This window comes from Pseudomonas sp. AC016, from assembly GCF_979253365.1.
This window is the reverse complement of record NZ_CEEDCC010000001.1, coordinates 2,821,146-2,837,274: the sequence shown is the minus strand read 5'-3', so window position 1 is coordinate 2,837,274 and position 16,129 is coordinate 2,821,146. Positions and strand designations below refer to the sequence as shown.

The 16,129-nt window shown below is 61.4% G+C and carries 20 protein-coding genes and 1 pseudogene; 12 read left to right on the top strand and 9 right to left on the bottom strand.

All coding sequences use genetic code 11. The features are described 5' to 3' along the window. Nucleotides 1-8: 8 nt before the first annotated feature. From AC0IXS_RS12835 to AC0IXS_RS12815, 5 genes are read right to left on the bottom strand one after another with little or no spacing between them, the layout of a single operon-like run. Complete coding sequence (locus AC0IXS_RS12835) at nucleotides 9-554, bottom strand: COG4648 family protein (protein ID WP_137202698.1); 546 nt, start codon at nucleotides 552-554, stop codon at nucleotides 9-11. Next, the gene (locus AC0IXS_RS12830; protein WP_025995330.1) at nucleotides 551-805 is read right to left on the bottom strand and encodes an acyl carrier protein; all 255 of its coding nucleotides are present in this window, start codon (nucleotides 803-805) and stop codon (nucleotides 551-553) included. Before AC0IXS_RS12830 ends, AC0IXS_RS12835 begins: the two co-directional genes overlap by 4 nt. Nucleotides 806-814: 9 nt before the next feature. After that, a complete protein-coding gene (locus tag AC0IXS_RS12825) occupies nucleotides 815-1,075 on the bottom strand; it encodes a phosphopantetheine-binding protein (RefSeq protein ID WP_004880350.1) in 261 nt (86 codons plus the stop codon). Then, the gene (locus tag AC0IXS_RS12820; protein ID WP_137202699.1) at nucleotides 1,050-1,862 is read right to left on the bottom strand and encodes a lysophospholipid acyltransferase family protein; all 813 of its coding nucleotides are present in this window, start codon (nucleotides 1,860-1,862) and stop codon (nucleotides 1,050-1,052) included. Before AC0IXS_RS12820 ends, AC0IXS_RS12825 begins: the two co-directional genes overlap by 26 nt. Beyond that, nucleotides 1,838-2,557 carry a beta-ketoacyl synthase chain length factor gene (locus AC0IXS_RS12815; RefSeq protein WP_057410905.1) on the bottom strand — a complete coding sequence of 240 codons (720 nt, stop codon included), beginning with the start codon at nucleotides 2,555-2,557 and terminating at the stop codon, nucleotides 1,838-1,840. The genes AC0IXS_RS12820 and AC0IXS_RS12815 overlap by 25 nt, the downstream gene beginning before the upstream one ends. Nucleotides 2,558-2,907: 350 nt before the next feature. Between AC0IXS_RS12815 and AC0IXS_RS12810 the strand changes: the two genes are divergently transcribed. Next, a complete protein-coding gene (locus tag AC0IXS_RS12810; RefSeq protein ID WP_004880345.1) occupies nucleotides 2,908-3,687 on the top strand; it encodes a ParA family protein in 780 nt (259 codons plus the stop codon). Here the strand turns inward: AC0IXS_RS12810 and AC0IXS_RS12805 are convergent. Next, nucleotides 3,665-4,036, bottom strand: a pseudogene (locus AC0IXS_RS12805) (PAAR domain-containing protein); the annotation flags it as partial. The gene AC0IXS_RS12810 and the pseudogene AC0IXS_RS12805 sit on opposite strands and share 23 nt — an antisense overlap. A gap of 244 nt (nucleotides 4,037-4,280) precedes the next feature. Here AC0IXS_RS12805 and mdcA point away from each other — a divergent pair. The 9 genes from mdcA (at nucleotide 4,281) to madM (ending at nucleotide 11,585) form a co-directional block, all read left to right on the top strand. Then, nucleotides 4,281-5,957 (top strand): malonate decarboxylase subunit alpha, encoded by a 1,677-nt coding sequence (mdcA, locus tag AC0IXS_RS12800; RefSeq protein ID WP_057410904.1) that lies wholly within the window; start codon nucleotides 4,281-4,283, stop codon nucleotides 5,955-5,957. Further along, a complete protein-coding gene (locus tag AC0IXS_RS12795; RefSeq protein WP_057410903.1) occupies nucleotides 5,957-6,844 on the top strand; it encodes a triphosphoribosyl-dephospho-CoA synthase in 888 nt (295 codons plus the stop codon). The genes mdcA and AC0IXS_RS12795 overlap by 1 nt, the downstream gene beginning before the upstream one ends. A gap of 1 nt (nucleotide 6,845) precedes the next feature. Further along, complete coding sequence (locus AC0IXS_RS12790) at nucleotides 6,846-7,145, top strand: malonate decarboxylase subunit delta (RefSeq protein WP_004880339.1); 300 nt, start codon at nucleotides 6,846-6,848, stop codon at nucleotides 7,143-7,145. Beyond that, on the top strand, nucleotides 7,138-7,989 hold the full coding sequence (locus AC0IXS_RS12785) for a biotin-independent malonate decarboxylase subunit beta (protein WP_057410902.1): 852 nt from the start codon (nucleotides 7,138-7,140) through the stop codon (nucleotides 7,987-7,989). The genes AC0IXS_RS12790 and AC0IXS_RS12785 overlap by 8 nt, the downstream gene beginning before the upstream one ends. Next, nucleotides 7,986-8,786 (top strand): biotin-independent malonate decarboxylase subunit gamma, encoded by an 801-nt coding sequence (mdcE, locus tag AC0IXS_RS12780; protein WP_122668135.1) that lies wholly within the window; start codon nucleotides 7,986-7,988, stop codon nucleotides 8,784-8,786. Before AC0IXS_RS12785 ends, mdcE begins: the two co-directional genes overlap by 4 nt. A gap of 5 nt (nucleotides 8,787-8,791) precedes the next feature. After that, on the top strand, nucleotides 8,792-9,418 hold the full coding sequence (locus tag AC0IXS_RS12775; protein ID WP_471824780.1) for a malonate decarboxylase holo-ACP synthase: 627 nt from the start codon (nucleotides 8,792-8,794) through the stop codon (nucleotides 9,416-9,418). Beyond that, nucleotides 9,415-10,347, top strand: coding sequence for a malonate decarboxylase subunit epsilon (mdcH, locus tag AC0IXS_RS12770; protein ID WP_122668133.1), 933 nt, complete (start codon nucleotides 9,415-9,417; stop codon nucleotides 10,345-10,347). The genes AC0IXS_RS12775 and mdcH overlap by 4 nt, the downstream gene beginning before the upstream one ends. A gap of 72 nt (nucleotides 10,348-10,419) precedes the next feature. Continuing rightward, nucleotides 10,420-10,815, top strand: coding sequence for a malonate transporter subunit MadL (madL, locus tag AC0IXS_RS12765; protein ID WP_004880328.1), 396 nt, complete (start codon nucleotides 10,420-10,422; stop codon nucleotides 10,813-10,815). 5 nt (nucleotides 10,816-10,820) lie between these two features. Continuing rightward, entirely contained in the window at nucleotides 10,821-11,585 is a 765-nt protein-coding gene (madM, locus tag AC0IXS_RS12760; protein WP_004880326.1) for a malonate transporter subunit MadM, read from the top strand. A 56-nt stretch (nucleotides 11,586-11,641) separates the two neighbouring features. Here madM and AC0IXS_RS12755 read toward each other — a convergent pair whose 3' ends face one another. Then, nucleotides 11,642-12,571: a LysR family transcriptional regulator gene (locus AC0IXS_RS12755; RefSeq protein ID WP_122668132.1), complete on the bottom strand. Its 930-nt coding sequence runs from the start codon at nucleotides 12,569-12,571 to the stop codon at nucleotides 11,642-11,644. A gap of 154 nt (nucleotides 12,572-12,725) precedes the next feature. Between AC0IXS_RS12755 and trhA the strand changes: the two genes are divergently transcribed. Then, entirely contained in the window at nucleotides 12,726-13,340 is a 615-nt protein-coding gene (gene trhA, locus AC0IXS_RS12750) for a PAQR family membrane homeostasis protein TrhA (RefSeq protein ID WP_191957515.1), read from the top strand. Between the two features lie 135 nt (nucleotides 13,341-13,475). After that, nucleotides 13,476-13,778, top strand: a complete 303-nt coding sequence (locus tag AC0IXS_RS12745) for a Fis family transcriptional regulator (protein ID WP_471824777.1) — start codon at nucleotides 13,476-13,478, stop codon at nucleotides 13,776-13,778. Nucleotides 13,779-13,792: 14 nt separating this feature from the next. On the opposite strand, the gene AC0IXS_RS12740 is transcribed toward AC0IXS_RS12745, so the two are convergent. Continuing rightward, nucleotides 13,793-14,512, bottom strand: coding sequence for a 16S rRNA (uracil(1498)-N(3))-methyltransferase (locus AC0IXS_RS12740; RefSeq protein ID WP_122668131.1), 720 nt, complete (start codon nucleotides 14,510-14,512; stop codon nucleotides 13,793-13,795). Nucleotides 14,513-14,668: 156 nt separating this feature from the next. Continuing rightward, entirely contained in the window at nucleotides 14,669-16,075 is a 1,407-nt protein-coding gene (locus tag AC0IXS_RS12735) for an adenosylmethionine--8-amino-7-oxononanoate transaminase (protein ID WP_057410897.1), read from the bottom strand. Between the last annotated feature and the right edge of the window lie 54 nt (nucleotides 16,076-16,129).

Below are 16,129 nucleotides of genomic sequence, written 5' to 3'. Positions count from 1 at the left end.
AATCCATTTCATGGGCCGCCCATGACGCGCAGGCGGACGATCAGTTCGCCTGCGAACAGCAGGCCCATCAGTCCATAGGAAACAAGGCCGGTGTAGAGCGTCCACCATGACAGCGGTGCCCACAGCGTCAGCGCCGCTGCAGCAAGGCCGTTGCCCAGAAAGAACACACACCACACCTGAGTGACCCGCCGGGTGTAGCGAATACCGGATTCAGAGAGTTCAGGCCGGTTGATACGCGCCATGCGTTCGACGATTGGCGGGCCGTAGATCAGGCTCGAACCGAACAGGCCCAGCATGAACAGGCTGACCAGCACCGGGTACCAGCGCAGCATCACATGGCTGTCGAGCAGCCCGAGCACCACGCAGAACCCCAGCGCCACCAGCGCCATCGCCAGGCTGCCCGGCCTGCGCTCACCGGTGACGATGCGCGCCAGCCACAGGCTTCCCAGCAGCAGGGCGAACTGCCAGGGCGCGAAGTGCTCGGTTCCCCAATAGACGGCGAACGGGTACAGCAAACCGGCCAGCACCAGGATCAGACCGACCAGCCGTTTCATTCGGCGGTGCTGACCAGTCGGTAGACGGCCTCGACCACATCGTTGACGGTTCTGACGGACTTGAACTCTTCCGCCGCGATTTTCTTGCCGGTCTTGCGCTTGATGTGGTCGATCAGGTCAACAGCGTCAATGCTGTCGATTTCCAGGTCCTGATAGAGGTTCGCCTCGGGGACGACCCTTTCAGGTTCCAGTTCGAACAGTTCGACCATGGCCGTGCGCAGGGTTTGGAAGATGTCTTCACGGGTTTGCATGTTCAATCCTCAGACCGGCTGTCTGGCGCTGACGAACGCCACAAGGCTGTCGACGTTGGCGAAATGGTTGCGGGTGTCCTTGGCGTCGGCATCTATCTTGATGCCGTAGCGCTTCTGGATGGCCAGGCCCAGTTCCAGTGCGTCGACCGAATCCAGTCCAAGGCCCTCGCCGAAGAGCGTCTGGTCATTGCCGATGTCTTGCGGGGTGATGTCTTCGAGGCCCAGGGCATCGATGATCAGCACTTTAATGTCCAGGTGTAGATCGCTCATCTGTGGCGAGCTCCTTGATGAAGTAGTCATGCAGGTAATCGTTGAGCCTGCGGGACGCCAAAGGCGGCGGGCCCAGCACGCTGAAGGCTGTAGGGTCTATATCGGCACCCACATGCAGGGTGAAATGCACACGGCGTTGCGGAATCCGGTACCAGGGCTCGGCCTTGGTGAGGGTGGTCGGGCTGACCTTGATGGTCACCGGCGTGATCATGCTGGCGCCGCGCAGGGCAATGGCGGCGGCGCCCCGGTGAAAGGCAGGCGGCAGGCCGGGCTGGGTGCGCGTACCTTCGGGAAAGATGATCAGCGTCTGGCCGCCTTGCAGGCGTTCCACAGCGGCATCAAGCATGTCCATGCTGCCGTCGTTGCTGATATAGCCCGCGGAGCGCACCGGCCCGCGCGTGAACGGGTTCTCCCACAGGCTGCGCTTGACCACGCAGTTGGCGTCACGCACCAGCCCGATCAGGAACACCACGTCGATCAGGGACGGGTGGTTGGCAATGATCATCTGGCCGGGGCGTCCCAGCTTTTCGGCGCCTTTGACCTCATAGGTCAGCACGCCCAGACGCGCCATGATTCTGATGAAGCGCCAGAACAGCCGACTGATGGTCCGGCGGGCACGTCGCTGATGGTCTGCGACGCTTCCTGGAAAGCAGCTCAGGACCGGAAAAACGAACACGCGCAGACACAGCCCGCTGATCCCGAACAGACCAAAGCTGAAACCGGTGGCCAGCAGACGCCAGTAATAGGCGTCCCGGCCTTTCTTCAATGGTTGCGTTGCCACTTCCATAATCGGTTGTTCCACGGATGCAGGCATGAGGACTGGTCGGTGTGCAGGGCTTGCAACAGATTCAGGGCATGGGGCCACTGCGTGCGTTGCGCGCCTTGCGTGTCGGTATTCAGGGACAATTGCCACTCGTTACCCGGCGTCAGCAGCAAGCCGACGGCATAGGGAAAGGGCACGTCGTCGATCCATTGGGCATAGGCGTGCGGAGGCTGTTCTTCGGTTACCACCAGCAGCACGGCCGGTGCGCCCTCGGCCAGCAGGGCAGCAGCTTCGAATGCCCCGTATTCAAGTCCGTCGCCGGCGGCCGCCAGTGCGGTCATTTCGCTGGTTTCACCGCGCAGGATCGACCACAGACCAATCACGGCGTTGTGCACCGACAGGCTGAACTGGGTCGGCGACATGGGCTCGTCAGCGGCCAGATCGCGAAGGATGTCGAACGTGCGGGGCGTTTCGCCGTGGCGGGACACGAATACCAGCGGCATGCGCTCGTAGCCCTCGCTGAGGGGCCAGCCGACCGCGAATGCCATGCGCGCCATGCGGCCCAGCCGTCGGCGCTGCATCGCAGGCAGAAAAGACACATCCGGTGCCTCGTTGCTGTCCTGCAACTGTTTAGGGGTGCGGCTCCATTGCTCCCACTCGTCTGCGCTCGCCAGGCCAGGTGCCCAGGCGCGCCATCGTGCAATGTTGAAGGTGATCAAAACTTCTCTTCCCGCCCCTGCGGGCTTGTTTCTCGCTACTTCGATACCAGGACGGCATCAGTCTGGGCGGTAAGTTGAATGAGTGTGCGCATTATCCTTGTGGGGATCGTGACTAGCAAATTTGTTACAAGTAAAGGGTTTACACAGCAGCCATTCTCATTCAAGTGATGCATGCGTACGCATTATTGACGCTCAACCAGACAGTCATTGAAATGACATAAATGTGTCGTATTTTTCACTAGGCTTGCCGATAAGGTCGCCGTTGTCGTATGCATTGCCTAGACTCGACCACGCGTACAGCCTTTATCGGTCAGTCACGTCGTTTCTTAATCTCTCGAGGAATTCAAAGCATGCGTCGTGTGGTATTCAATCAGAAGGGGGGAGTCGGCAAATCGAGCATTGCCTGCAATCTGGCTGCAGTCAGCGCTAATGAAGGCTATCGGACCCTGTTGATCGACCTCGATGCCCAGGCCAACTCCACCCAGTACCTCACCGGCCTAACGGGCCACGATATCCCGATGGGAATTGCCGAGTTCTTCAAGCAGACGCTGTCTTCCGCGCCGTTCGGCAAGAAGAACCATGTCGATATCTACGAGACGCCGTTCGATAACCTGCATGTGGTAACTGCCACGGCAGAACTTGCCGATTTGCAGCCAAAGCTTGAGGCAAAGCACAAGATCAACAAGCTTCGCAAATTGCTGGATGAGCTGGGCGAAGACTACGAACGCATCTACCTGGATACGCCTCCTGCGCTCAATTTCTATGCGGTGTCGGCGCTGATTGCGGCAGATCGCGTCCTCATTCCTTTCGATTGCGACAGTTTTTCCCGGCAGGCGCTCTACGGCCTGCTGCGGGAAATCGAAGAGTTGAAGGAAGATCACAACGAGAACCTGCAAGTGGAAGGCATCATCGTCAACCAGTTCCAGCCTCGGGCGAGCCTGCCGCAGCAGATGCTGGATGAACTGGTGGCCGAAGGCCTCCCGGTATTGCCGGTCTACCTCAATGCGTCAGTGAAGATGCGCGAGTCTCACGAGGCCTGTCTGCCTCTGGTCCACCTTGATCCGCGCCACAAGCTGACAAGGCAGTTCGTCGACCTGCATCACTTGCTGGAAACCAACGCACATCCTTGATTTCCTTTGTCAGGGCGTCGGCGCGCCGGCGCGCTTCGGTGATCATGTCCTCGGGAATGTCGATGGCAGCATCCATGTCGGCCTGGAATGTGTTCTGAGAAGCGATCAGGCGGTTGCTGCCCGGCGGGCAATCGCATCGCACTTCGTGGCCATGCGTGGCAGCCGCCACAAATCCATCGACATAGGTCGGATTGCCCTGGGCGATGTAGCCTGCGCTGCCGCACGCCGGGCACCATACCGGGTCGCCCATGAGTGCCACCCGTTGATCGTCCAGAATCATGCGTGACGAGGTGTTCGACACAAGACCGCCGCTGGTGGTCGTATCACCTTCCCTGACTATGAATGGCATAGAGCTGCTTCCTTTGGAGTGTGGAACGCCGAATGCTAGGCGCAAAACACCTGTCCTGAGGGCTGAATCAGCCGTTAAGGACCGTTCCTACAGGAAAGTCATCCGGGCGTTGGAAAGTGTTGCAGAGCGCGGCCTCCAAGCGGCAATCGTTACTCCAGCCGTAATGATTGAGTGGTCTGCTTGATTGATGCCTGGACCTTCCCGCTCCTAAGGTGAACCACGACAGCGAAATCGTGGAGCGATCATGACAATAACAACTTCCCCCGACGCGCGTTGGACGCGTCGCCGCACCGAGAAGCAGCGGCGGCTCGAACAGGTGCGGTCCCTGGCCGACGGCGTGGTGCTGCCGACCGACAGCATCGTCGCGGCGCTGGAGGCCCTGCTGGTGTCCGGTGATCGCGTGGTGCTTGAGGGCAATAACCAGAAACAGGCCGACTTTCTGTCCCGCGCACTCGCAAAGGTCGATCCTGCCAAGGTGCACGACCTGCACATGATCATGCCGAGTGTCGGACGGTCCGAGCATCTGGACCTGTTCGAACAGGGCATCGCCCGCAAACTGGATTTCTCCTTCGCTGGCACGCAAAGCCTGCGCATTAGCCAGTTGCTGGAAGACGGCCTGCTGGAAATCGGCGCGATTCACACGTATATCGAGCTTTATTCGCGACTGGTGGTCGACCTGATCCCCAACGTGGTGCTGGCCGCAGGCTTCATGGCCGACAAGGCTGGCAACATCTACACCGGGCCGAGTACCGAAGACACCCCCGCGCTTATTGAACCGGCCGCCTTCAGCGACGGCATCGTCATCGTGCAGGTCAATCAACTGGTTGATGACGTGACTGATCTGCCCCGCGTGGACATCCCCGCTTCCTGGGTCGACTTCGTGGTTGTGGCCGACAAGCCGTTCTACATCGAACCGCTGTTCACCCGTGACCCGCGCCACATCAAGCCGGTGCATGTGCTGATGGCGATGATGGCCATCCGTGGCATCTACGAGAAGCACAACGTCCAGTCGCTGAACCACGGCATTGGTTTCAACACCGCGGCCATCGAGCTGATCCTGCCGACCTACGGCGAATCGCTGGGGCTGAAAGGCAAGATCTGCCGCAACTGGACGCTCAACCCGCACCCGACCCTGATCCCTGCGATTGAAAGCGGCTGGGTCGAGAGCGTGCACTGCTTCGGCACCGAACTGGGCATGGAAAACTACATTGCTGCGCGCCCTGACGTGTTCTTCACCGGGCGCGACGGTTCGCTGCGTTCCAATCGGCAGCTGTGTCAGCTGGCAGGCCAGTACGCCGTGGACCTGTTCATCGGCGCGACCCTGCAGGTCGATGGCGACGGGCACTCCTCGACCGTGACCCGAGGCCGTCTGGCAGGTTTCGGCGGTGCGCCGAACATGGGCCACGACCCGCGCGGCCGTCGCCACGCCACCCCGGCCTGGCTGGACATGCGCCAGCAGACCGATGACGGCCCGGCCGCCTATCTGGAGCGCGGCAAGAAGCTGGTGGTGCAGATGGTCGAAACCTTTCAGGAAGGCGGCAAACCGACTTTCGTCGAAACCCTCGACGCCGTCGAAGTGGCCCGCAAGAGCGGCATGCCGCTGGCACCGATCATGATCTACGGCGATGACGTGACCCACCTGCTGACTGAAGAGGGCATCGCCTACCTCTACAAGGCGCGCAGTCTGGAAGAGCGTCAGGCGATGATTGCCGCTGTGGCAGGCGTGACGGCCATTGGTCTGCGCCACAACCCGAAAGACACCGCCCGCATGCGCCGCGAAGGGCTGATTGCGTTGCCTGAAGACCTCGGCATCCGCCGCACCGACGCCAGTCGCGAACTGCTGGCCGCAAAAAGCATCGCCGATCTGGTCGAGTGGTCCGGTGGCCTCTACAACCCGCCTGCCAAATTCAGGAGTTGGTGATGAGTGCACTCAAACAGACACCGCAATCCGTCTCACTGTCCGAGCATCTGGCTGACCTGGCCGTCGATGCGCTGATGGATGAGGCCAATCTGTCGCCCAAGCCTGCCTTGGTGGACCGTCGTGGCAATGGTGCGCACACCGATCTGCATCTGGGGTTGATGCATGCGTCGGCGCTGTCGCTATGGCCGACCTTCAAACTGATGGCCGAGGCCGCTGCGCAGTTCAAGATCGTTGGGCAGCCGTTGCGTGAAGAGCTGGGACGACTGGGGCGCGAAGGTGAAGCCGCGATGCTGCACACCACTGGCGGCGTGAACACCCATCGCGGCGCGATCTGGGCGTTGGGTCTTCTCGTCACCGCCGCAGCGCTGGACGTCAACGATTGCGCGCCAGCCTCGATCTGCCAGCGCGCTGCGCGTCTGGCGCTGATCGAGGATCGCCATGTGGTTGCCAGCAACAGCCACGGCAGCATCGTCGCGCAACGCTATGGCGCAATGGGCGCTCGCGAACAGGCGCAACAGGGTTTTCCCGCCGTGACGAATGTCGCGCTGCCGCAATTGCAGCGCAGCCGTGCGGCGGGCAGTGGTGAGCAGAACGCGCGCCTGGATGCGTTGCTGGCAATCATGACCACGTTGGCCGACACCTGCGTGCTGTACCGCGCCGGGCCTGAAGGTCTGCAGGCCATGCAACAGGGCGCGCAACGCGCGCTGGACGCGGGCGGCAGCGCCAGTCTGGCCGGGCGTCGTGAACTGCACGAGCTGGATAAGCAATTGCTGGCCCTCAACGCCTCGCCCGGTGGCGCAGCCGACCTGCTGGCGGCCTGCCTGTTTATTGATGGTCTTGAGCCTGCGCTCGGCTATGCATCGAGCCCTGCACCGAGGAGTGCCTGATATGGAAACCCTGTCTTTTGAATTCCCCGCCGGACAGCCGCCCAAGGGCCGTGCGCTGGTGGGTTGCGTCGGCTCCGGCGACCTGGAAGTGCTGCTGGAACCCGGACAGCCGGGCAAGCTGACGATTGAAGTGGTGACCTCGGTCAACGGCGCCTCGTTGCGCTGGAAACATCTGTTCGAACGCATGTTCGACGGCCAGATGCCGCCTGCGCTGAGCATCGATATTCATGACTTCGGCGCGACGCCGGGCGTGGTGCGACTGCGCATGGAACAGGGTTTCGAGGAGGTCGGCCATGACTGATACCGCACGTTTGCTGAGCCAACACAGCTTCATCGAACTCGGCGCCCGCCAGCGCGCCCGCGCCTTGCTGGATGCGGGCAGTTTCCGCGAATTGATCGACCCGTTCGACCGGGTCATGTCGCCCTGGCTGGCGCGCCAGGGCGTGGTGCCCCAGGCCGACGACGGTGTGGTGGTCGCCAAAGGGACGGTCGACGGCCTGCCGGTGGTGATTGCTGCCATCGAAGGCTCGTTTCAGGGCGGCAGCATGGGCGAAGTGGGCGGCGCGAAAATGGCCGGCGCGCTTGAACTGGCTGCCGAGGACAACCGCAACGGCATCCCGACCGCCGCCATCGTGCTGCTGGAAACCGGCGGCGTGCGCTTGCAGGAAGCCAATCTGGGCCTGGCCGCGATTGCCGAGATCCATGCCGCAATGGTCGATCTGCGTCAGTACCAGCCGGTGATCGGTGTGGTGGCAGGCAGCGTCGGTTGCTTTGGCGGCATGTCCATTGCGGCCGGGCTGTGCAGCTATCTGCTGGTGACTCAGGAAGCCCGTCTCGGCCTTAACGGTCCGCAGGTAATCGAGCAGGAAGCGGGCATCGAAGAGTATGACTCCCGCGACCGGCCCTTCATCTGGAGCCTGACCGGCGGTGAGCAGCGCTTCGCCAGCGATCTGGTAGACGGCTTTGCCGCCGATGACGTGGCAGCGATCAAACAGCAGGTCGGCAACTGGCTCAGGCAGGGCGTGCCTGCGCAGCATCGCAGTGGTCAGCACACAGTGTTTCTGGAACGTCTGGCGAATCTGGACACTGCGTCGCAGATCGACCCGCAGACCGTCCGCACTCTCTTTCAAGGAGCCCGGTCATGAGTACTCAGCAACGGGGTTTGAACTGGTTCAACGCATTGAGCGCAGGTGCAACGCCGGTCAGCGATTTGCCCGCGTCGCTCAAGGTGGCCGACGGCACACTGGGCGATCAGCCGGTGCGTTTTCTGGCAGTAGTAGCCGATCCGGATAACCGCTTTCCTCGGGCGCGTCAGGGCGAGGTTGGGCTGCTGGAAGGCTGGGGCCTGGCCAGGGCGGTGGACGAGGCAATCGAGCTGGATCGTGAGCGGCCTGACAAGCGCGCGTTGATTGCCATCGTCGACGTGCCAAGTCAGGCCTATGGCCGACGCGAAGAAGCGCTGGGCATTCATCAGGCGCTGGCGGGTGCTGTGGACAGCTATGCGCGGGCCCGCTTGGCCGGGCATCCGGTGATCGGACTGCTGGTCGGCAAGGCGATGTCGGGTGCGTTTCTGGCTCACGGTTATCAGGCCAATCGACTGATCGCCCTGCGTGATCCGGGCGTCATGGTGCATGCGATGGGCAAAGCGTCGGCGGCCCGCGTCACCCTGCGCAGCGTCGAAGAGCTGGAAAAACTCGCCTCGACCATTCCACCAATGGCTTACGACATCGACAACTACGCCAGCCTGGGTCTGCTGTGGGAAACCCTGTCGGTCAGCCAGATCGAACAGCCGGGCGCGGAGGATCTTGCCCAGGTGCGCAATGTGCTCGGCAGTGCAATCAAGGACGTGAAAGCCAGCGGCACTGATCTGAGCAGTCGCCTGGGTGCGAGCAACCGGGCGGCATCGGCCCACGTGCGCCAACTGCTGCGAGCGCAGTGGTGAGGCATTTGTCATCGGCCGTGCTGCCCCACGACTTGTTGTGGGGCATGCCGCTGTCCGCCTTGCCTGAAGACGCGCCTGAGTGGGCCGTCGAAGCCGTGCTGGCCGGTCGGCCGGTGGTGGTGCGCCGTCAGGTCGTGACGGCGGGGCTGGTTGCGGTGGGGCTGCGTGGTCATGCTCGAGAGCAGCGTTACGCGGCGGTCATGGCGTGCGCGGACATTTCCCGTCGGGTCAGCCCGGAGCAATTGGTGGATGTGGTCGACGGTTGCCTGCACGACTGGCCTGCGCTGCGCGCCTTGTGTCTGATCCGCCCGGTCATGGATTCGCTGGAACTGAGCTGGGGCGTGGGTGGCAGCGCCGGATTCGAACTGGCTAGCGGTTTTTCGGCGCTGCATCAGGGCAGCGATCTGGATTTGATCCTGCGCACGCCCCAGCCTGTAGAGCGCTGCTGGGCGGCCGAACTGGTCGAGGCGCTGGAAACGGCCGTCTGCCGGATCGACGTCCAGTTGCAACTCGAGCAGGGTGCCGTGGCGCTGCGCGAGTGGGCGCGGCCGTCGGGTCGAGTGCTGCTCAAGAGTGCCAGCGGCGCCCGTCTGGTTGCCGATCCATGGCAACTGGCCGAGGTGTGCGCATGAGCAGCTTCTGGGTGTTTCCAGGCCAGGGTGCACAGCAGGCGAACATGCTGCATCAGTTGCCGGACGATCCCGTGGTTCGCGACTGTCTGCAGGACGCTTCGACAGCGCTGGGTGAAGACGTCATGGCGCTGGACACCGTTCAGGCGCTGCAATCGACCCGGGCCGTTCAGTTGTGTCTGCTGATCGCAGGCGTGGCCTGTGCCCGGCTGTTACAGGCGCGAGAATGCAAGCCTGATTACGTGTCCGGATTGTCCATCGGGGCCTATCCGGCTGCCGTGATTGCCGGTGCGCTGGCGTTCGACGATGCCGTGCGTCTGGTGGCGCTGCGCGGCGAGCTGATGCAAAGCGCCTATCCCGAAGGCTACGGCATGACGGCGGTCATTGGCCTGGATCAGGCGCAGGTCGAGGCGATGATTGCTCAGGTTCATCAGGCCGGGTCGCCGGTGTTTCTCGCCAATATCAATGCTGACAATCAGCTGGTCATTGCTGGCAGCGCCGAGGCGATGCGTCAGGTCGGCCAACTCGCCAAGGCTGCGGGTGCGGCCGCCATCAAGCGTCTGGCGGTCAGCGTGCCGTCGCACTGTTCGCTGCTTGAAGCGCCTGCGCAGACGCTGGCCGATGCGTTCGCCAGGGTTGAGGTCAGTAAACCGAACGTGCGCTACCTCAGTGGCAGCACCGCGCGCCCCGTGATGGACGCTGAAAAGCTGCGTGACGATCTGGCCTTCAACATGTGCCGGGTCGTGGATTGGCGCAGCACCGTGGAAACCGCCTACGAGCGGGGCGTGCGCCTGCAGATCGAATTGCCGCCCGGTGCTGTGCTGACCGGACTGGCGCGCCGGGTGTTCGACCAGGGAACGGCGGTGGCCTTTCAGGCCGCACGTCTGGACAGCCTGATCGCGCTATCGCGAGAGGAGGGCGCCCGCACCTGATAGAGACGCCGTGCAGCTGCTACGAAGGACAAAAACAACAACTTCAGCAATGCAAACAGAGGAATAACAACAATGATTATCTACGGTGTGGCGTTTTTGGCGTTTTGTACCCTGGTGGGTATTTTTATCGGCGAAGTGCTCGGCAAATTGATCGGCGTGCCTGCCAACGTCGGCGGTGTCGGTATCGCCATGTTGCTGCTGATCGGGCTCGGCAGTTATCTGAGCAAACGCGGCCTGTTCAAGGGCAAGACCGAACAGGGCGTCGAGTTCTGGAGCGCGATTTACATCCCGATCGTGGTCGCGATGGCTGCGCAGCAGAATGTCTATGGCGCGCTCAAGGGCGGCCCTATGGCGATCCTCGCGGGCACGCTGGCCGTGGTGGTGGCCTTCGCGATGGTTCCGGTGCTGACACGCATGGGCAAGGGCCAGACTGAAGTGCCTGCCGCTCCCACCAAGACGGCGGGGTAAGGGCCATGTACGAGTCCATGATAAAAGTCATCACCAGTTACGGGCTGATCAGCGGCTTTGCGGTGATCGGCATCACGATGTGGTTCTCCTATTGGCTTTCGGACACCTTCACCAAAGGTCGCCTGCACGGTTCGGCCATCGCCATCCTGCTGGGGCTGGTGCTGTCGTACATCGGCGGCGCAATGACCGGCGGGCAGAAGGGCGTCGTCGATCTGCCGCTGCTCTCTGGAATCGGGTTGCTGGGCGGCGCGATGCTGCGGGATTTTGCGATTGTCGCCACGGCATTCGGCGTCAACGTCAATGAACTCAAGCGTGCGGGGTACGTGGGCGTGCTTTCGCTGTTTGTCGGCATCGGCACGTCGTTCATCGCCGGTGTCGCGGTTGCCACTGCGTTCGGTTACACCGATGCGGTCAGCCTGACGACCATTGGCGCAGGGGCCGTGACCTATATCGTCGGTCCCGTCACCGGCGCGGCGATTGGAGCCAGTTCCGAAGTCATGGCGCTGTCCATTGCAGCGGGATTGATCAAAGCGATTCTGGTGATGATCGCGACGCCCTTCGTGGCACCGTTCATTGGCTTGAACAACCCGCGCAGCGCAGTCATCTTCGGCGGGCTGATGGGCACGTCGAGCGGTGTGGCGGGCGGGCTTGCGGCCACCGATCCGAAGCTGGTGCCTTATGGCTGTCTGACGGCTGCGTTCTACACCGCGCTGGGTTGCCTGCTGGGGCCGTCGCTGCTGTTCGTGATCATGCGCGGACTGTTGGGATAGGTTGGGATAGTCCGAAAACACCTCAGGCGCAGGTGCGCGCTTGAGGTGCGTTGCGGTCAGGTCGAACGCGGCTCCAGCAGCCGGTTCGCATACATCCTGCACTCCGCCACCAATGCGAGCAGGTTGGGATCACGCTCCTTGGATTTGAGAAAGACCATGCCGATGTGCTGCTGCATGCGATAGCGCTGTTGCAGCGGGATCAGCCGCACGCGGTTCTCATACACCGCCGCAATTCGCCCAGGCAGCAGCGCATAACCCACGCCTGAACTGACCATGCTCAACAGCGTGAAGATGTCGTTGACCTGCATCGCCACCTTGGGCTCGAAGCCAGCCTGCTGGAATACCCGGATGCCATCGCGGTGTGTGGCGAAGCCCTGGGTCAGGGTGATGAACGTCGCTTCACGCAGGTCGCTCAGGTCCACTTCGCTGTGTTCGGCGAACGGCGAGTCGGTCGGCACCGCCAGAAAGATATCGTCCGAGAACAGCGCCAGATGCTCGCAGTCCGGGTCGTTGGTGCTTTCATCCAGGGACACGAGCATTGCGTCCACTTCCATGTTCTTGAGCTTGTAGAGCAGGTCGATGTTGGAACCCAGAATCAGGTCGATATTCAGCTCGCTGCGACGGATCTTCAGGCCCATGATCAACTGCGGCACGGTCTTGACCGTCAGCGAATACAAGGCCCCAAGCCGAAAGCGCGCTGCCGAGAAACCTGCTGCCTGACGCGTCAGTTCCACCGTAGTGATGACGTCGTGCACCAGTTTCTGCGCGCGTTCCTCCAGCACATAGGCACTTTCCAGCGGCGTCAGGTTGCGGCCCTCGTGTTTGAACAGCGGGCAGCGCAGAGCGCTTTCCAGCGAGTGAATGGCGCGATGCACGCTGACGTTGCTGGTCTGCAATTCCGCCGCTGCGCGGGCCAGGTTTCCGGTGCGCATGAAGGCCAGGAAAATCTCCAGCTTCTTCAGGGTAAGTTCGTCATCAATCTGCATGGCGGGGCGCTTAGTGTTGGGGTGGGGGGATTGTGCACAACTCACTCAAGGTTCGCTGCCTGAAATCTGTGCGGCAGACAGACATGTTGCACTTTGTTTCAATAAACGGGAGCCTCTGCAATCAGTGTCTTCGGTAAAACAGGGTATTACGCGGATGTATTACGGAGAAAAATTCAACGCCTGGTCTCATCTCGTCGGCGCAGTGCTGGCAGCCGTCGGAGCCATCTGGCTGCTGGTGATGGCCAGTCTGCATGGCGATGTCTGGAGAGTGGTCAGCGTGGCGATCTATGGCGTCTGTCTGGTCACTCTGTACAGTGTCTCGACCGTGTACCACAGCGTGAAAGGACGTTCGAAGTCCATCATGCAGAAGGTCGATCACTTTTCGATCTACCTGATGATTGCGGGCAGCTACACGCCGTTCTGCCTCGTGACCCTGCGTGGCGCGTGGGGCTGGACCCTGTTCGGAATTGTCTGGGGGCTGGCGCTGATCGGCATCCTGCAGGAAATCAAACCGCGCTCGGAAGCGCGCATCCTTTCCATCGTCATCTACGCCGTGATGGGCTGGATCGTACTGGTCGCCATCAACCCCCTGCTGGCCTCGCTCGGCGTGGCCGGGTTCATCTGGCTGGCGGGCGGCGGCGTGCTGTACACCGTCGGCATCCTGTTCTTCGCCTACGACCACATCCGCCACTGGCACGGCATCTGGCACCTGTTCGTGATCGGCGGCAGTCTGATGCACTTTGTGGCGATCTGTTTTTATGTGCTTTGAGGGTATGTGTTGAGCCAAGGAAAGCGCTGGAACCGCTTATCGAAAGGTATTGTTTTTAAAAAGGATTAAATCGATCAATGATGAGTGCACTTATTTTGGTACATTTCATAGATGAGCAAAATAAGGGCGAAAGTCATGAGTAAGCACATAGGTTCCGACTTCGATGATTTCCTTGCTGAGCAGGGTCTCGCCGAGGAGGTGTCTGCGGCCGCTCTCAAACGCGTGATTTCATGGCAGCTCGCAGAAACCATGAAACGGCAGAAGGTGAGTAAAAAGGCTTTGGCCGAGCGTATGCACACGAGTCGTTCCGCCGTTGATCGGGCACTTGACCAGAATGACGCAGGTATGACCCTTGCCACGCTGGCAAGTGCTGCCCGCGCACTCGGACAAAGAGTTGAGGTACGGCTTGTGCCCGAATGGGATAAAGCTCACGCGTAAGCGTCACCGCCTCGTTAAAAATCACCCCACAACTGCTGCGCCACGCTGAGCGCGACGACGGGGGCGGTTTCGGTGCGCAGCACGCGTGGGCCGAGGCGGGCGGCGTGGAAGCCGGCGGTCTGGGCTTGATCGACTTCAGCGTCGTTCAAACCGCCTTCCGGGCCGATCAGGAAGGCCAGGCTTGCCGGTTTTTCGTGGCTGGTCAGTGGTTCGGCAACCGGGTGCAGGACCAGTTTCAGGTCTGCTTCGGTCTGTTTCAGCCAGTCGGCCAGCGGCATCGGTGGATGAATCACCGGCACCACCGAGCGGCCGCATTGTTCGCAGGCGCTGACCGCAATCTGTTGCCAATGCATCTGGCGTTTTTCAGCGCGCTCGTCCTTTAAGCGTACTTCGCAGCGCTCACTGACGATCGGAGTGATTTCGCTGACGCCCAGCTCGGTCGCCTTCTGAATCGCCCAGTCCATCCGCTCGCCACGCGACAGACCCTGACCCAAATGGATACGCAGACCGGATTCGACCTGCCCGTCAAAGCGTTCATCCAGTTGCACGCGCACGCGCTTCTTGCCGACTTCCAGCAAGGTGCCTCGAAACTCGCTGCCGGAGCCATCGAACAACTGCAGCGCATCGCCTTCGGTCATGCGCAGCACGCGGCTGATGTAATGCGCCTGTGCTTCGGGCAGTTCGTGCTCGCCAAGACTCAGCGGCGTGTCGGTGAAAAAACGGGACAGTCTCATGGTGTTTCTCTGTAGGCGTACTGATGTGTATGTCTTGGGAAAAAGCTTTCGCGGACAAGTCCGCTCCTACGAAGTATGCATTCCAAAAGGAGATATGCGTTACACGTGGGAGCGGACCGGGCGGCGTTCCGCTTTTCCGCGAAGGCGCTGGTCGGATCAGCCCGGATCCCTGAAGTCCGGGTGGAAGTTTTCGCGCACAGCCACGTTGATGCTGCTGCGCGTGGCGATGTCGATGCCTTCACTGGCGACCTCGGCCAGAAAGTCGATCTGTTCCGGTGTGATGACGTAAGGCGGCAGGAAATACACCACGCTGCCCAGCGGCCTCAACAGCGCGCCGCGTTCCAGGGCATGCTGAAACACCTTCATGCCACGGCGCTCCTGCCATGGATAGGCGGTCTTGCTGGCTTTGTCCTGAACCATCTCGATGGCAATCGCCATGCCGGTCTGGCGTACTTCGGCCACATGGGGATGGTCCACAAGGTGCGCCGTGGCGATCGCCATGCGTTGCGCCAGGGCCTTGTTGTTCTCGATGACGTTGTCCTGCTCGAAGATATCCAGCGTCGCCAGCGCCGCAGCACAGGCCAACGGATTGCCGGTGTAACTGTGTGAATGCAGGAAGGCGCGCAGGGTCGGGTAGTCGTCGTAGAACGCGTCGTAGACATCATCGGTCGTCAGGCAGGCCGCCAGCGGCAGATAGCCTCCGGTCAGCGCCTTGGACAGACAGAGGAAATCCGGACGAATGCCCGCCTGTTCACACGCGAACATCGTGCCGGTGCGGCCGAACCCAACAGCGATTTCATCGTGGATCAGGTGCACGCCGTAACGGTCGCAGGCTTCGCGCAAAAGCTTCAGGTAGATCGGGTGATACATGCGCATGCCGCCCGCGCCCTGAATCAGCGGCTCGACGATCACAGCAGCGACGCTGGCATGGTTTTGCGCCAGGGTCTGTTCCATGGCCGCGAACATGTTGCGCGAGTGCTCTTCCCAGCCCATGCCTTCGGGGCGGTGGTAGCAGTCGGGGCTCGGGACCTTGATGGTGTCCAGCAGCAACGCCTTGTAGGTTTCGGTGAACAGCGGCACGTCGCCGACCGACATCGCCGCCATGGTTTCGCCGTGGTAGCTGTTGGTCAGGGTCACGAAGCGCTTTTTATCGGGCTGACCGCGATTGAGCCAATAGTGAAAGCTCATTTTCAGCGCTACTTCGATGCAGGACGAACCGTTATCGGCGTAGAAACAGCGTGTCAGACCTTCCGGGGTGATCTTGACCAGACGCTCCGACAACTCGATCACTGGCTGGTGGCTGAAACCCGCGAGGATCACATGTTCCAACTGATCGACCTGATCCTTGATGCGTTGATTGATGCGCGGGTTGGCGTGCCCGAACACGTTGACCCACCAGGAGCTGACGGCGTCCAGGTAACGCTTGCCTTCGAAGTCTTCAAGCCACACGCCTTCGCCCCGCTTGATGGGGATCAACGGCAGGTTCTCGTGGTCTTTCATCTGGGTGCAGGGGTGCCACAGAACCTTGAGGTCACGCTGCATCCACTGGTCATTCAGGCCCATTTGCACTCTCCGGGTAGCGACTCGCTCGAAGCGAGGACGAACAATCGCGCAAGC

Excerpts from the sequence above, each read along its gene's own strand:
- AC0IXS_RS12835 (WP_137202698.1), bottom strand. The coding sequence starts at position 554 with ATGAAACGGCTGGTCGGTCTGATCCTGGTGCTGGCCGGTTTGCTGTAC.
- AC0IXS_RS12830 (WP_025995330.1), bottom strand. The coding sequence starts at position 805 with ATGCAAACCCGTGAAGACATCTTCCAAACCCTGCGCACGGCCATGGTC.
- AC0IXS_RS12825 (WP_004880350.1), bottom strand. The coding sequence starts at position 1,075 with ATGAGCGATCTACACCTGGACATTAAAGTGCTGATCATCGATGCCCTG.
- AC0IXS_RS12820 (WP_137202699.1), bottom strand. The coding sequence starts at position 1,862 with ATGGAAGTGGCAACGCAACCATTGAAGAAAGGCCGGGACGCCTATTAC.
- AC0IXS_RS12810 (WP_004880345.1), top strand. The coding sequence starts at position 2,908 with ATGCGTCGTGTGGTATTCAATCAGAAGGGGGGAGTCGGCAAATCGAGC.
- mdcA (WP_057410904.1), top strand. The coding sequence starts at position 4,281 with ATGACAATAACAACTTCCCCCGACGCGCGTTGGACGCGTCGCCGCACC.
- AC0IXS_RS12795 (WP_057410903.1), top strand. The coding sequence starts at position 5,957 with ATGAGTGCACTCAAACAGACACCGCAATCCGTCTCACTGTCCGAGCAT.
- AC0IXS_RS12790 (WP_004880339.1), top strand. The coding sequence starts at position 6,846 with ATGGAAACCCTGTCTTTTGAATTCCCCGCCGGACAGCCGCCCAAGGGC.
- AC0IXS_RS12785 (WP_057410902.1), top strand. The coding sequence starts at position 7,138 with ATGACTGATACCGCACGTTTGCTGAGCCAACACAGCTTCATCGAACTC.
- mdcE (WP_122668135.1), top strand. The coding sequence starts at position 7,986 with ATGAGTACTCAGCAACGGGGTTTGAACTGGTTCAACGCATTGAGCGCA.
- mdcH (WP_122668133.1), top strand. The coding sequence starts at position 9,415 with ATGAGCAGCTTCTGGGTGTTTCCAGGCCAGGGTGCACAGCAGGCGAAC.
- madL (WP_004880328.1), top strand. The coding sequence starts at position 10,420 with ATGATTATCTACGGTGTGGCGTTTTTGGCGTTTTGTACCCTGGTGGGT.
- madM (WP_004880326.1), top strand. The coding sequence starts at position 10,821 with ATGTACGAGTCCATGATAAAAGTCATCACCAGTTACGGGCTGATCAGC.
- AC0IXS_RS12755 (WP_122668132.1), bottom strand. The coding sequence starts at position 12,571 with ATGCAGATTGATGACGAACTTACCCTGAAGAAGCTGGAGATTTTCCTG.
- trhA (WP_191957515.1), top strand. The coding sequence starts at position 12,726 with ATGTATTACGGAGAAAAATTCAACGCCTGGTCTCATCTCGTCGGCGCA.
- AC0IXS_RS12745 (WP_471824777.1), top strand. The coding sequence starts at position 13,476 with ATGAGTAAGCACATAGGTTCCGACTTCGATGATTTCCTTGCTGAGCAG.
- AC0IXS_RS12740 (WP_122668131.1), bottom strand. The coding sequence starts at position 14,512 with ATGAGACTGTCCCGTTTTTTCACCGACACGCCGCTGAGTCTTGGCGAG.
- AC0IXS_RS12735 (WP_057410897.1), bottom strand. The coding sequence starts at position 16,075 with ATGGGCCTGAATGACCAGTGGATGCAGCGTGACCTCAAGGTTCTGTGG.